Source organism: Nonomuraea sp. NPDC048881 (assembly GCF_040649795.1).
Classification (GTDB): domain Bacteria; phylum Actinomycetota; class Actinomycetes; order Streptosporangiales; family Streptosporangiaceae; genus Nonomuraea.
In genome coordinates this window covers 394,387-407,509 of the sequence record NZ_JBEZGC010000007.1, presented here as the reverse complement: position 1 = coordinate 407,509, position 13,123 = coordinate 394,387, and the positions used below count along the sequence as shown (strand labels likewise).

Genomic DNA, 13,123 nt, shown 5'->3' with positions numbered 1-13,123 from the left:
ATGGCGACGACGCTGACGGAGCCGGCGCGGCGGGCCGCCGGGGCGTCCCGGCGGGCGGGCGGCCCGGCCGCCGCCCGCCGCAACTGGGTGGCCGGGGTCGCCGGGTGGATCTGGCTGGCGATCGTGGTGGTGCCGATCTACTGGATCGTCATCACCAGCTTCAAGGAGCAGAGCTCCTACTACGCCTCCAACCCGCTCGCCCCGCCGGCGGAGCCGACGCTGGGGGCCTACCGGCTGGTGCTGGAGTCGGACTTCGCGCTGTACTTCCTCAACAGCCTCCTCGTCACCCTCGGCGCGGTGATCCCGGCCGTCGGGGTGTCGTTCATGGCGGCGTACGCGATCGTGCGCGGCGGCGGGCGGTTCCTGCGCGGGGTGAACTCGCTGTTCCTGATGGGGCTGGCGATCCCGCTCCAGGCCACGATCATCCCGATCTACCTGATCATCATCCGGCTGCACCTGTACGACTCGCTGCTGGGCATGATCCTGCCCTCCATCGCGTTCGCGATCCCGCTGTCGGTGCTGGTGCTGTCCAACTTCATCAGGGACGTGCCCAAGGAGCTGTTCGAGTCGATGCGGCTGGACGGCGCCACCGACTGGGGCATGCTCTGGCGGCTGACCTTCCCGCTGACCCGTCCGGCCGTGGTGACGGTGACGATCTACAACGCGCTGACGATCTGGAACGGCTTCCTGCTGCCGCTGATCCTGACCCAGAGCCCGGACAAGCGCACGCTGCCGCTGGCGTTGTGGACGTTCCAAGGCCAGTACAGCGTGAACGTGCCCGCCGTGCTCGCCTCGGTCGTCCTGACCACGCTGCCCATCCTGATCCTCTACGTGGTGGGCCGCCGTCAGCTGCTCAGCGGGCTGACCGCGGGCTTCGGCAAGTGAGCGGCGGTCCTCCCCCGCGTGGGAGGACCGTCCATCGCGGCGCGTACCAGGGCCTCGGCGTCCCTGGCCAGGGCGGCCCGCGCCCGCCGGCGGCCGGCCGGCGGCGCGGCGCGCAGGGGGGCCAGCAGGCGCACCTCGACGGCCAGCCGCCGGGTCGCGGCCACCCGGAGCACCGAGGCGAGCAGCGAGTCCTCGCCCACGTAGCAGGCGCGGGTCGAGGGCCGGCCGTCCTCGCGGTAGCGCAGCGTGGCGGGCCGTACGGCGGCGCCCGCGTCGATCGCCGCCTGGAACACCGCCGGCCGGAAGTCGCCCATGCCGAGCCCGCACCACGTGGTGCCCTCGGGGAAGGCCACGACGGTGTCGCCCGCCCGCAGCGCCCCGGCCACGGCGGCGACCGCCGACGGCAGCGCGGACAGGCGTTCCCTGTCGATGAACAGCGCGCCCGAGCCCGCGGCCAGCGTGCGGACGACCGGCCAGGCGGCGATCTCCCGCTTGGCCAGCGGGCGCGCGGGCACCGCGGCCGCGACGACCAGCGGGTCCAGCCACGACACATGATTCGCCACGACCAACACCCCGGCCTTCCCACCTCCCCCCGAACCCGCGGCCCCGACCCCGCCCCCGCACTCGACCCCGGCCCCGGCCCCGGCCCCGGCCATGGTCGGCGGCCGGGTCGCCTCCGCCGGATCCTCGGCGACGAGGTCCAGGTGGATGCCCAGGGCGCGCAGCAGGAGCCGGGCCCACCTTCCGGTGACGCGCGCCCGCACGTCCGGGCGGGCGTGGCGGAACGCCAGCGCCACCGGCACCCCGGCCAGCACCACCAGGGCCGCCGCGAGCAGCCGCAGCGCCCGGCGCACCGCCCCCGCGCCGACGACCGCCGCCCCCACGCACATGTCCGGCGTGCACGGGCCCGTACGCAGCCAGGGGCCGGTCACGGCGTCCCGCCCAGGAAGTGACGCAGGTAGCGGGTGTTCGCCTGGGCCATCGAGAGCAGCACGAAGAAGTCGGCCGTGCCGAAGTCCCGGTCGTGCGCGGGCGGCCCGCACACCCACGCGCCCAGCCGCAGGTAGCCGCGGAGCAGCGCGGGCGGCACGAACCGGTCGGAGCGCGGCGCGCCGTCGGCCGCCCAGGGCACGTGCGGCGTGACCCGGTGCTCCTCGGGGCCGAGCGGCACCCGTCCGGCGACCCCGGCCGCCAGCGCGCCGCCGTCGTCGAGCGGCACCGAGCAGCAGCCCGCCAGCCACTGGTGGCCGCCGTTCACCATGTACCGGGCGATCCCGGCCCACATCAGCGCGACCACCGCGCCGTCCCGGTGGTCCGGGTGCACGGTGGTACGTCCCGCTTCGACCAGGTTGTTGCGGATGGGGGCGAGGGCGCGCAGGTCGAACTCGCCGTCGGAGTAGAGCCGGTCAGACCGCCCCGGCGGCAGCAGCCGGTACGTCCCCACCACCCGCCGCCCCTCCCGCACCAGGAGGTGGTCGCAGTAGGCGTCGAACCGGTCCACGTCGAGGCCGGAGACCGGACTGTCGAGCCGCGCCCCCATCTCCTCGGCGAAGACCTCGTACCGCAGCCGCTGGGCCGCCTGGAGGTCGGCGGGGCTCGTGGCCATGCCGACCGTGTACCGGCTCGTGTCAAGAGAGATCGTCATGGGCGCGGGGTCCTTCCCTGAAAGCGTCTCGCGACCATGTCGTCATGCCGACATGACGGCCGGCTCTCGCGTCGGGGGCACCCAGGCGTCGGAGCGGTGAACTAGCTCGCGGCCTCCTTCTCGCGGTCGCGGCGGTTGGCGTACAGGCTGGTCAGAGTGACCGTGGTCAGGACGGCGACGATCACGCCGAGCGAGGCGAGCGTCGGGATCTGCGGCATCCAGTCCCACACGCCGTGCGCCCAGTGCAGCATGAGCTTGACCCCGATGAAGGCCAGGATGACGCTCAGCCCGTGGTTGAGGTGGCGCAGCTTGGCCAGGACGCCCTGCAGCACGAAGTACAGCGCCCGCAGGCCCATCAGCGCGAAGGCGTTGGTGGCGAAGACCAGGAACGGGTCCTCGGTCACGCCGTACACGGCCGGCACGGAGTCCACGGCGAAGACGATGTCCGTGCCCAGGACGGCGACGGCGGCCAGGGCCAGCGGCGTCAGGGCCAGCCGGCCGCCCTCGCGCACGGCCAGCCGGGAGCCGCGGTAGTCGTCGGTGACCGGCACGAACCGGCGCACCAGCCGGACGCTGCGCATGGAGGAGATGTCCACCTGCTGCTCGTGGCCGCCGAGCACGTCCTTGAGGATCTTCCCGGCGGTGACGATGAGGATCGCGCCGAACAACAGGAACGCCCACGTGCCGCTCTGCAGGGCGGCGGCGCCGAGCCAGATGAAGACGCCGCGCAGGACGAGCGCCCCGACGATCCCGTACAGCAGGACCTGCCGGGCCAGCGCGGGCGGGACGGCGAAGGCGGCCAGCAGCAGCATGAACACGAACAGGTTGTCCACCGACAACGACTTCTCCACCACGAACCCGGTGAAGAACTCCACGGCGACGCCGCCGCCGTGGTCCGCCCACAGGTAGAAGCCGAAGATCACCGGCAGCACCAGATAGAACACCGACCAGCCGGCCGCCTCGCGCATGCGGACCTCGTGCGGGCGCCTGGTCAGGAGAAGATCCAGCGCCAGCAGCAGCACGAGCCCGGCGATCGCGACCAGCCAGAGGGTGGGCGTGGCGATGGTGGTCAGGGCGGGGGCAGCCTGCAATGTGCCCGGGGGCATGGGTCCTCCTCGAACGCGCGTCATCGTTCGAGGTCTCCTTCGCCCGTGCGCCGATCGCGCGGGCGGCCGCCCGGGGACGTCTGGGACGTCCGTACTGACCGGGCCGGCGCTTGCGAAGTACTCCCCTCGGCACCCTCAGCCTAGGCGAAGTCACGACATGTCACCCCCTGTTGGCCAGCCCATCTGTGCGCTGCCCGACATCAGGCGCAGGGCTCTCGCTACCGGCGGAAGGCGACGAGAGCCTGACTGCGGGGCGGAAAAGCGCTGACTGTGCCATTTACCGTTAGGAAACTTTCCTTTATATTTGGGACTATCCCCCAGCATGAAGGAACGGTGACATGCGCAGAGTATGGACCTTCTTAGCCATGGCGGCGGTCTCCGTCGCCACCGTCGTCGCCCTCTCCCCGCCGGCCTCGGCGCACGGTTACATCTCCGACCCGCCCAGCCGCCAGGCCAACTGCGCGGCCGGCAAGGTCAAGAACTGCGGCCAGATCATCTGGGAGCCGCAGAGCGTCGAGGGCCCGAAGGGCCTGCGCAACTGCAGCGGCGGCGACGCCCGGTGGGCCCCACTGGACGACGACAGCAAGGCCTGGCCCGCCGCGTCCGTCGGCGACACGGTCAACTTCAAGTGGCTCATCGAGGCCCGGCACGCCACCAGCACGTGGGACTACTACGTCGGCGGCACCCGGATCGCCTCGTTCAACGACCACGGCAGGGAACCGGGCGCGACAGTGACGCACACGGTGAGCCTGGGCGGCCGGACCGGGCGCATCAAGCTGCTGGCCATCTGGAACATCGCCGACACGGAGAACGCCTTCTACAACTGCGTCGACCTCCAGGTGGGCCCCGGCGGCCCGACGCCGACCCCCACCGCCACCCCGACGCCGACCCCCACGCCCACCCCGACCCCCACGGTGACCCCCACGGTGACCCCGACCCAGGGCCCGGCCGGCAACTGGACGGCGGGCACCGCGTACAAGTCGGGTGACCAGGTGGTCTACAACAACGTCACCTACCGCTGCCTCCAGCCGCACACGGCGCTGCCCGGCTGGGAGCCGCCGAACGTGCCCGCCCTGTGGCAACGGGTGTGATCGTCTAGCTCCGGTGCACGGGGGCGGTGCGGTCGGCCATGATGGACGGGCCGGCCGCACCCCCTTCCGGAAGGACGCCGATGAAGCGACTTCTCCTCGCCCTCGGCGTCGTCGCCGGGGTGGCGGCGGCCGTCTGGGGCGCCGTCCTGGTGCTGTCCGCGACGGCCGGCCCGGCGCCGGCCAGGCAGCGATTGGCCGTCGCCCCTCTGGTGGTGCGCGACAGCGTGATCACCGACGGCGGCGGCCAGGTCGTCGAGAAGCTCGCTCCCGACTGCGCGGCCAGCCGCCACCCGGCCTTCTGCCGCCGGGTGCACGACGAGCTGACCGCGATCGATCCGCGGCTGCTCACCCGCGGCGGCCTGGTCGTGGCGACCACCCTCGACCCGCGGGCGCAGCAGGCGGCGCAACGGGCCGTCGCTCGCGGCGGCGCTGTCCGGCGGCTTCCGTTACGACGACGGCTTCCCCCGCGCCCGCTCCTTCCAGGCCACCGGCTACAACTCCTTCACCAACTGCAAGGGCGAGAACGTCGGCGACCCCACCCACACGGTCATCGGCCCCGGCGGCGAGGACGGCGGCGCGTTCACCACCCTGCGTTCGGCCGCCCGCGCCGTGCCGAACCCCTTCTTCCTGCGGCTGGAGGAGCGGGTCGGCCTCTGCCAGACCGTGCGCACGGCGCAGCGGCTCGGCCTCGCCCACCGCGACGGGACACCGCTGCGGGAGTACGAGACCTTCACGCTCGGCATCAACGAGGCGGACACCGTCACCGTCGCCGCCACCTACGCCACGCTGGCCGCCCACGGCCTGCGCTGCGCGCCGAGGGCGGTCAAGGAGGTCCGCGAGGGCTCCGGCAGGGTGCTGCACGCCCTCGGCGCCCGGTGCGAGCAGGTTCTGGACGCGGCCGTCGCCGACGCGGTGACCGGCCTGCTGCGGACCGGCGGCCTCGGCCGGCCCACGCTCACCGGCCTGACCGTCGGCGGGCGCCGCTACGACACCGTGGACGGCGCCACCATCCCCGGCCCCATCTGGCGGGCCTCGATGGCCGAGGCGCTGCGCGGGATGCCGAAGTCCCGCTTCCCCGAGCCGGACGAAGCCCGCTTCGGCGGTTGCCGTCTGGCCTGCCCGCAGTAAGACGTCAGCGCGCTCCCAGCAGCTCGGCCAGCCGGTCCATGGACTGGGCGCCGCCTTTGGCGCCGTCGGCGCGGACGATGGCGTCGCGCGCCTCCACGGACGGGTGCACCGACCGGGCCACGTACCGGGTACGGCCGCCGGCCTCCTCCAGCCGGACGGTCTCCAGGGCCACCTCGCCCGGCGTGCCCTCGAACTCCCACGTGCGTACGTACCGCTCCGGCGGCACGACCGCGTGGTAGACGCCGCCGAAGGCGTACTCCCGGCCGCCGGCGTCGGTGTTGACGAAGCGCCACCGGCCGCCCGGCACGACCTCCATGGCGTCCACCCGGGTGTCCAGCCAGCGGGGGCCCCACCAGCGTGGGATCAGCGCCGGGTCGGTCACGACCCGGAAGACGACGTCCCTGGGGGCGTCGAAGGTCCGGATCATGATGATGTCCTGGCGGCCGGGTTCGATGACGAATTCGGTCTCAGCCATGGTCACGTCCTTCCTCGCTGTGCCGGAGCTTCCTGATCTCCTGGTCGAGCCGGTCGAAGCTGCCGGTCCAGCGTTCGCGGTAGCGGTCGATCCACGCGGAGGCGCCCTCCAGCGGCGCCGTCTCCAGGCGGCACGGCCGCCACTGGGCGTCGCGTCCGCGGCTGATCAGCCCGGCCCGCTCCAGCACCTTCAGGTGCTTGGACACGGCCTGCAGGCTCATCTCGAAGGGCTCGGCCAGCTCGTTGACCGTCGCCTCGCCGTCGGCCAGCCGGGCGAGGATGGCCCGCCGGGTGGGGTCGGCCAGGGCGGCGAAGGTGAGGCTGAGCTGGTCGTCGGGCATCGGTGCGTACGTTCCTTCCTGGGCGGTGCCGACCCTAATGGTCCACGATCGCGCCGCAGGAGACGTTCACGGTCGCCGACGTCATGGTCCGGGCCCGGTCGGAGGCGACGAACGCCGCCACCTCGCCCACGTCGGCGAGGGTGGCGAGCCGGCCGAGCAGGGTGGGCTCGCGCAGCTCCGCCTCCAGCGCGGCCTTGCCCGGGAACGAGTCGGGGATGCTCTCCGGCACGCCGCCGGTGATCAGGGTGACCACGCGCACGCCCTGCGCCCCGGCCTCGCACGCCCACTGGCGGCGGATGCCCTCCATGGTGTCCAGCGACACCTTGAACCCGCCCAGCCCCGGCTGCGTCTGCGGGCCGCCGCCGCCGAACAGCAGGACGACCCCCGAACCGGCCATGTGCCGCACGGCGGCCCTGATGGTGAGGAACTGGGTGCGCGCGGCGACCTGGATCGGCCGCAGGAAGTCCTCGACGGAGATCTCGGCCAGCGGGCGCTGCACGTCCTGGACGGAGACGGCGTTGAACGAGACGTCGATGCGGCCCTCGCGGGCGGCCACCGAGCCGGTGAACGCGTCGACGGCCTGCTCGTCCAGCGCGTCGACGAGGGCGGTCTGCGCTGTGCCGCCGGCCGCGCGGATGTCGTCGGCGACCTTGTCGAGCGGGGCCCGGGTGCGGCCGGCCAGGAAGACGCGGGCGCCCTCGCGGGCGAAGGCGCGGGCCACCGCGCCGCCGATCGAGCCGCCGCCGCCGTAGACCACCGCGACCTTTTCTCGGAGAAGCATCTCTTCCTCCTTGTTCAACCCGTTGGTTTATCAACCTATAGGTTTAATACGCGACGGTGTCAAGAACTGGACAGTCCTGGAGGCTTCATCCGATCTTGTCAGGACTCCGGGGCGGTGTTACCTCTGGCGGGACGGGCGTCAACCGCCCGTCTTCCGTGCCCAGGAGGAACCGTGTCCACCAGACCCTGGTTACGCAGCGCCGTGATCGCCCTCGCGGTCACCGCCTCTGCCCTGCCCCTGACCGGCGCCGCGCGGGGCGAACCCGGCGGGCAGGCGCCGATCGTCCACGACTTCCAGGCCGAGCAGCACGGCAGGCCGGACCTGGACAACCGGCAGGGCCGCGTCCCGCCGCCCGCCGGGCTCGGCGCGCGGGCCGCCGGCGCGGAGATCCGCTGGAACGCCCTCGGCACCCCCGCCGTCGTCACCGGCGCCGCGCCGCTCGCCGAGGGCCTGGGCGAGGATCCGGAACGGGCCGCCCGCGCCTACCTGGCCGCCAACGAGCCGCTGTTCGGGCTGTCGGCGGAGGAGGTCGCCGGGCTGGAGAAGGTCGCGGTCAACCCCCTCGGCGCCGGTCACGCCGTGCTCCTGCGCCAGCGGTTCGGCGGGCTGCCGGCCGGGGTGGACGGGCTCGTCGCGGTCGGCGTCGTACGGGGGAAGGTGCGCCACGTGACCTCCTCGCTCGCCCGCGGGCAGGCCGCGCCCCCGGCCGCCGCGATCAGCGAGGCGCGGGCCCTGGAGATCGCGGCCCGCGACGGCGGCGTGGACCTGGCCACGGCGACGACGAAGCAGGTCACGAAGGTGGCCGTGCCCGCGCCCGACGGCGTGCACAGCGCGTACCAGGTGGTCCTGATCGGCAGCGGGAAGGGCGAGGCGGCGGCGTACACCACCCACGTGGACGCGGTCACCGGCGGCATCCTCACCCGCGAGAACCTGGTCGACCACTTCGACCCGGAGAACCCGCGCTGGGCGGCCTTCCCGGCCAACCCGCCCGGCGACTACTCCGCCACCGACACCCGGCGGACCTGGTGCCTGGCGGCCGGGCCCGGCTGCGACCTCGCCACCGGCGGCGACCCGGCGACCGGCCGCGCCTGGGACGTGGACCACGCCACCGGCACGCCGACCCACACCAGCGCGGGCAACGCCGCCCGGACGTACGAGAACCGCGCGAACGGCGACCCCTTCACCGTCGGCACCCGCGCGAACGCCCCCTCCCCCAACCGCGACTACGTCTATCCGTGGCGCAACACCTGGCACCGGGCCAAGTGCGACCCGGCGACGTTCGACCAGCCGGGCGAGGCGGACCTGGAGGCCGCCATCGCCAACCTCAACGCCATGCACAACCGCATGCACGACTGGTCCTACCGGCTCGGCTTCACCGAGTCCGCCTGGAACATGCAGGTGGACAACGGCGACCGCGGCGGGCTCGGCAACGACCCCGAGCTGGGCAACGCCCAGGCCGGCGCGCGCGTGGCGTCGGTACGCGACAACGCCAACCAGATCACCGGCCCCGACGGCCTCGCCCCGATCACCAACATGTACCTGTGGCAGCCGATCGCCGGCTCGTTCTACTCCCCCTGCGTGGACGGCGACTACGACATGTCGGTCATCGGCCACGAGTACAGCCACGCCATCTCCGGCCGCATGATCGCCGGCCCGAACGCCGGCTGGAGCGGCGCGCAGGCGGGCGCCATGAACGAGAGCACCTCCGACCTGTTCGCCATGGAGTACCTGGACGAGTACGGCTTCCGCTCCTCCGGCGCGACCCCGTACGTGATCGGCCCGTACGTCACGGGCGACCGGACGCGCGGCATCCGCAACTACGACATGTCCAGGTCGCCGCTGAACTACAGCGACCTCGCCTACGACCTGGTCGGCACGCAGGTGCACGCCGACGGCGAGATCTGGACCGCCACCCAGTTCGACGTCCGCGAGGCGTTCGTCAAGCGGTACGGCAAGGGCACGCCGGCCCGGCAGCGCGACTGCGCCGACGGCAAGGTGGCGGTGGACCGGTGTCCGGGCAACCGGCGGTGGGCGCAGCTCTCGTACGACGCCCTGCTGCTGATGGCCTCCGGCGCGGTCAGCTACGTCGACCACCGGGACGCGATCCTGGCCGCCGACGCCATCCGCTTCGACGGCGCGAACCAGGACATCCTGTGGCGGGCGTTCGCCGAGCACGGCCTGGGCAAGGGCGCGGCCAGCAACGGACCGAACGACCCCGACCCGACGCCGAGCTTCGTCGACCCGGCGGGCCGCAACGGCTCGCTCCAGCTCAAGCCGCTCGGCGAGGCCAGGGACGCGGCCCTGCGGCTCTACGTGGGCGACTACGAGGGCCGCGCGGTGCCGGTCGCCGACACCGATCCGGCCACGCCGCTGGGCGACACCGTCGAGATGACGCCGGGCACGTACCGGTTCGTGGTGGCGGGCGCCGGGTTCGGGCACGCGCGGCTGACGTTCCCGGTGGTGGCCGGGGCCAGGCTGCCGCTGCCGCTGCCGCTGCCGCGCAACCTCGCCTCGGCCGCGGCGGGCGCGACGGCCGCCGGCGACGGCGTCAACCAGGCCCGGCTGATCGACGACACCGAGGCCACGAACTGGGCCTCGCGCACCGGCGCGCCGGCCGGCCGGTCGGTCACCGTGGACCTGGCGGGCGACCGTCCGGTCACGGTGCGCAGGGTCCAGGTGAGCGCGATGCTCCGGCCCGACGTCGGGGACGCCGCCGATCCGGGCGGGCAGAACAGGTTCTCGGCGCTGCGCGCGTTCGAGGTGCTGGCCTGCGCCGCGAACTGCGCCGACCCGGCGAGCTTCAGGAAGGTCTACACCAGCCCGGCGGACGCCTTCGACGCCACGCTGCCCCGGCCGCGCGGCGCGGACCTGCTGGTGCGCTCCTTCCGGGTGCCGCCGACCAGCGCCACCCACCTGATGCTGCGGGTGGTCAGCAGCCAGTGCACCGGCAACCCGCGCTACGCGGGCGAGCAGGACGCCGACCCCGGCTCCGCGACCGACTGCGCCACGGCGAGCCCGGCGCGCGAGCAGGTGCGGGCGGCGGAGTTCCAGGCGTACGCCCACTGACCCGCCGGCGGGCCGCCCGGCCCGCCCCTCCCAGGGGTGGGCCGGGTGGTCAGAACGGGTAGTGGGCCTGTTCGGTCGCCAGGGTGATCCAGCGGGTGTTGCTGAACGCCTCCAGGCCCCACCGGCCGCCGAACCGGCCGTAGCCGGAGGAGCCGGCCCCGCCGAACGGCGCCTGCGGCTCGTCGCCCACGGACTGGTCGTTGACGTGCACGATGCCGGTCCGCAGGCGGCGGGCCACGCGCAGGCCGTGGGTGCCGTTCTCGGTGATGATCCCGGCGGTCAGGCCGTGCTCGGTGTCGTTGGCCAGGGCCACGGCCTCGTCGTCGGTGGCGAAGGTGCCGACCACGCACACCGGGCCGAACGCCTCGCCGTAGTACAGACGGGCATGTTTGGGCACATCGGCCAGCACCGTCGCCGGGTGCACCGCGCCGTCGGGCTCGCCGCCACCGGCCAGCACCGTCGCGCCCTCGGCGACCGCGTCGGCGACCAGCCCGGCCACCCGGCGGGCGGCGTCCGCGCTGACCAGCGGCCCGATCACGGTCTCCGGCCGGGACGGGTCGCCGGCGGGCAGCGCGCGCACCTTGTCGGCGAACCGGCGGCCGAACTCCTCGGCCAGCGACTCGTGCACCAGCACGCGGTCGCCCGACATGCAGATCTGGCCCGCGTTCATGTAGACGCCGAACGCGGCGGCGTCGACGGCGTGGCCGAGGTCGGCGTCGTCCAGGACGATGATGGCGTTCTTGCCGCCCAGCTCCAGCAGGGCGGGCTTGAGGTGGCGGGCGGCGTGGGTGCCGACGATCCGGCCGACCTCGGTGGAGCCGGTGAAGTTGACCGCGCGGACGCGGGGGTCGGCGATGAGCGCCTCGGCGACCACGGCGGCGTCGGCCGGGTCGTTGGTGACCACGTTGAGCACGCCCGCGGGCAGCCCGGCCTCGTGCAGCAGGTCGGCGACGAACAGGCCGCACGCGATGGGGGCGTCCTCGCTGGGCTTCATGACGACGGTGTTGCCCGCGGCCAGGGCGGCGGCCACCGAGCGCACGCCGAGGATGATCGGCGCGTTCCACGGCGAGAAGGCGGCCACCACGCCGAGCGGCTCGCGCACGGCCAGGCCGAGCACGCCCTCCTCCTGCGCGGTGAGCACCTCGCCGCGCGGCGCGGTGATCGCGGCGGCGGCCTCGCGCAGCATGTTCGCGGCCAGCCCGACGTTGAACAGCGCCCACGGGCGGGTGCCGCCGACCTCGGCGGCCATCAGCGCCACGGCCTGCTCGCCGCGCTCCTGGAGCAGGTCGGCGGCCTTGAGGAAGATCGCCCGGCGGGCGAACGGGCTGGTGGCGGCCCAGCCGTCGAAGGCGGCCTGCGCCGCGTCCACGGCCGAGGTGACGTCCTCGACGCCCGCGGCGGCCACGGTCGCGTACACCTCGCCGGTGTAGGGGGCCAGGTCGGGCGTCGTACGGCCGCTCTGGGCGGGGACGTTCTTGCCGCCGATCAGCAGGTCACGGGTGATGGTCATGCGGACTCCCCTGATATCTCGGTAAGGACGCGCTGGGCGACGGCGAACGCCGCGTTGGCGGCCGGCACCCCGCAGTAGATCGCGCTCTGCAGCAGCACCTCGCCGATCTCGTCGGCCGTCAGCCCGTTGCGCACGGCGGCGCGGACGTGCATGGCCAGCTCGTCGAGGTGCCCGTGCGCGACCAGCGCGGTGAGGGTGACGCAGCTCCTGGTGCGCCGGTCGAGGCCGGGCCTGGTCCAGATCTCCCCCCAGGCGTAGCGCGTGATGAGGTCCTGGAAGTCCCTGGTGAAGGCGGTGGTGCGGGCGACGGCCCGGTCGACGTGGGCGTCCCCGAGCACTTCGCGGCGCACCCGCATGCCGGGGGCGGCGGGCAGGTGGGCGAGCAGCGCGGCGGTGACCCGTTCGGGCTGGTCGACGCCGGCCAGGTGGGCCGCTCCCGGCACCTCCACGAGCGTCGCGCCGGGGATGCCGTCGGCCAGCTCCCTGGCGTGCGCGGGCGGCGTGGCCGGGTCGTCGCGGCCGCCCAGGACCAGCGTCGGGACGGCGATGCCGGGCAGCTCGGCGCGTAGGTCGTAGCCGGCCAGGGCGTCGCAGCAGGCGGCGTAGCCGGCGGGGTCGGCGGCGGCGAGGTCGTCGAGCAGCGCCGGGTCGCCCGGCCCGGCGAACCAGCGCTTGGCCGTGGGCTCCAGCAGCGGCGCGGTGCCCCGCTCACGGACCAGCGCGGCCCGCTCGCGCCAGCCGTCCGGCTCGCCGAAGCGGGCCGAGGAGCAGATCATCGCCAGGGACAGCAGGCGTCCGGGGTGGCGCAGGGCCAGGGTGGCGCCGATCGCGCCGCCGATGGAGATGCCGGCGTAGTGGAAGGCGTCCAGGCCCAGGTCGTCGGCCAGGTCCAGGACGAGCCCGGCCAGGCCGTCGATCGTGGACACGCCGGACGACGGGGAGCCGCCGTGTCCCGGCAGGTCGAAGCGGACCACGCGGAACCTGCGGGCCAGCGCGGCGACCTGCGGCTCCCACACCCGGGTCGAGGTGCCGACCGACGGGCCGAGGACGATCGGCTCGGCGTGTTCCGGGCCGTCCACCCGGTGCTGCAACAACG

General features: G+C 74.0%; 13 protein-coding genes. 4 read left to right on the top strand and 9 right to left on the bottom strand.

From position 1 onward, the window contains the following. The gene (locus AB0C33_RS26805; protein WP_358292563.1) at window positions 1–885 is read left to right on the top strand and encodes a carbohydrate ABC transporter permease; all 885 of its coding nucleotides are present in this window, start codon (window positions 1–3) and stop codon (window positions 883–885) included. Here the strand turns inward: AB0C33_RS26805 and AB0C33_RS26800 are convergent. The 3 genes from AB0C33_RS26800 to AB0C33_RS26790 form a co-directional block, all read right to left on the bottom strand. Next, window positions 846–1,817, bottom strand: coding sequence for a lysophospholipid acyltransferase family protein (locus AB0C33_RS26800; protein ID WP_358292560.1), 972 nt, complete (start codon window positions 1,815–1,817; stop codon window positions 846–848). The genes AB0C33_RS26805 and AB0C33_RS26800 overlap by 40 nt on opposite strands. Then, window positions 1,814–2,530, bottom strand: a complete 717-nt coding sequence (locus AB0C33_RS26795) for a GNAT family N-acyltransferase (protein WP_358292558.1) — start codon at window positions 2,528–2,530, stop codon at window positions 1,814–1,816. Before AB0C33_RS26795 ends, AB0C33_RS26800 begins: the two co-directional genes overlap by 4 nt. 101 nt (window positions 2,531–2,631) lie before the next feature. Further along, complete coding sequence (locus tag AB0C33_RS26790; RefSeq protein WP_358292555.1) at window positions 2,632–3,636, bottom strand: TerC/Alx family metal homeostasis membrane protein; 1,005 nt, start codon at window positions 3,634–3,636, stop codon at window positions 2,632–2,634. A gap of 338 nt (window positions 3,637–3,974) precedes the next feature. Here AB0C33_RS26790 and AB0C33_RS26785 point away from each other — a divergent pair, with 338 nt between their 5' ends. Continuing rightward, window positions 3,975–4,727, top strand: coding sequence for a lytic polysaccharide monooxygenase (locus tag AB0C33_RS26785; RefSeq protein ID WP_358292553.1), 753 nt, complete (start codon window positions 3,975–3,977; stop codon window positions 4,725–4,727). A 4-nt stretch (window positions 4,728–4,731) separates the two neighbouring features. Here AB0C33_RS26785 and AB0C33_RS26780 read toward each other — a convergent pair whose 3' ends face one another. After that, window positions 4,732–5,076: a hypothetical protein gene (locus AB0C33_RS26780; RefSeq protein ID WP_358292550.1), complete on the bottom strand. Its 345-nt coding sequence runs from the start codon at window positions 5,074–5,076 to the stop codon at window positions 4,732–4,734. Between the two features lie 260 nt (window positions 5,077–5,336). On the opposite strand from AB0C33_RS26780, the gene AB0C33_RS26775 reads away from it, so the two are divergent. Then, a complete protein-coding gene (locus tag AB0C33_RS26775; protein WP_358292547.1) occupies window positions 5,337–5,855 on the top strand; it encodes a hypothetical protein in 519 nt (172 codons plus the stop codon). Between the two features lie 4 nt (window positions 5,856–5,859). Here the strand turns inward: AB0C33_RS26775 and AB0C33_RS26770 are convergent, their stop codons facing one another. The 3 genes from AB0C33_RS26770 to AB0C33_RS26760 are packed head-to-tail and all read right to left on the bottom strand — an operon-like array spanning window position 5,860 to window position 7,451. After that, complete coding sequence (locus tag AB0C33_RS26770; protein WP_358292544.1) at window positions 5,860–6,330, bottom strand: SRPBCC family protein; 471 nt, start codon at window positions 6,328–6,330, stop codon at window positions 5,860–5,862. Beyond that, on the bottom strand, window positions 6,323–6,670 hold the full coding sequence (locus tag AB0C33_RS26765; RefSeq protein ID WP_358292542.1) for a metalloregulator ArsR/SmtB family transcription factor: 348 nt from the start codon (window positions 6,668–6,670) through the stop codon (window positions 6,323–6,325). Before AB0C33_RS26765 ends, AB0C33_RS26770 begins: the two co-directional genes overlap by 8 nt. A 34-nt stretch (window positions 6,671–6,704) precedes the next feature. Further along, complete coding sequence (locus AB0C33_RS26760; RefSeq protein WP_358292539.1) at window positions 6,705–7,451, bottom strand: SDR family oxidoreductase; 747 nt, start codon at window positions 7,449–7,451, stop codon at window positions 6,705–6,707. A gap of 171 nt (window positions 7,452–7,622) precedes the next feature. On the opposite strand from AB0C33_RS26760, the gene AB0C33_RS26755 reads away from it, so the two are divergent. Beyond that, on the top strand, window positions 7,623–10,517 hold the full coding sequence (locus AB0C33_RS26755; RefSeq protein WP_358292536.1) for a M36 family metallopeptidase: 2,895 nt from the start codon (window positions 7,623–7,625) through the stop codon (window positions 10,515–10,517). 49 nt (window positions 10,518–10,566) lie between these two features. On the opposite strand, the gene AB0C33_RS26750 is transcribed toward AB0C33_RS26755, so the two are convergent. Both AB0C33_RS26750 and pcaC read right to left on the bottom strand, forming a co-directional pair. Continuing rightward, window positions 10,567–12,027, bottom strand: a complete 1,461-nt coding sequence (locus tag AB0C33_RS26750) for an aldehyde dehydrogenase family protein (RefSeq protein WP_358292533.1) — start codon at window positions 12,025–12,027, stop codon at window positions 10,567–10,569. After that, on the bottom strand, window positions 12,024–13,121 hold the full coding sequence (gene pcaC / locus AB0C33_RS26745; protein WP_358292779.1) for a 4-carboxymuconolactone decarboxylase: 1,098 nt from the start codon (window positions 13,119–13,121) through the stop codon (window positions 12,024–12,026). Before pcaC ends, AB0C33_RS26750 begins: the two co-directional genes overlap by 4 nt. Window positions 13,122–13,123 lie beyond the last annotated feature (2 nt).